The following is a 460-nucleotide window of genomic DNA, read 5'->3' as shown; positions in this document are numbered from 1 at the left end:
GGGGGCCCTCGTGGGGAAGGTGCTGCCGGCGCGGACGCTGTTCGTCGCGGCGGCGGTCGCCGCCGGCGTCGAGTCGCTCGCGGTCCTCCCGGTGTTCGCCGCGGCGGTGGTCGGCGCGACCGCCGGACAGTCGATCCTCTTCGTCGCGGTCCGCCGGTACGACGCCGACCCCACCGCGCTGGCCGTGGTGCCCGTGAGCGAGGGCGGCCTCGACGGCGGCGACCGGGATGATGACTGCGCCGATCAGCAGGACCGAGGTGGCCATCTCCCGCCGCGAGCCGTCCATCTCGGCGAGGATCACCGCGGCGGTCGCGGAGCCGCCGAAGATGAGGATGCCGGTCTCGACGACGCCGGTGGCCGATCCGAGGACGCCGGCGACGACGAGGGCGGGGAAGATGCCGTCGACGAGCGGCAGGGCCATGACGGTCGCGAGCAGCTTCGTCGCGCTCCCGACCTGCTG

The 460-nt window shown here is 75.0% G+C and carries 1 pseudogene; it reads right to left on the bottom strand.

Features of this window, described 5'->3' with window-relative positions:
* Positions 1–460 (bottom strand): annotated as a pseudogene (locus D3D02_RS21385) (hypothetical protein); the annotation flags it as partial.

The sequence above is a fragment of the Halobellus sp. Atlit-38R genome (assembly GCF_003665925.1).
GTDB lineage: Archaea > Halobacteriota > Halobacteria > Halobacteriales > Haloferacaceae > Haloquadratum > Haloquadratum inordinatus.
Note: the sequence above shows the minus strand (reverse complement) of the source record. Positions and strands in the feature narration are given on the sequence as shown.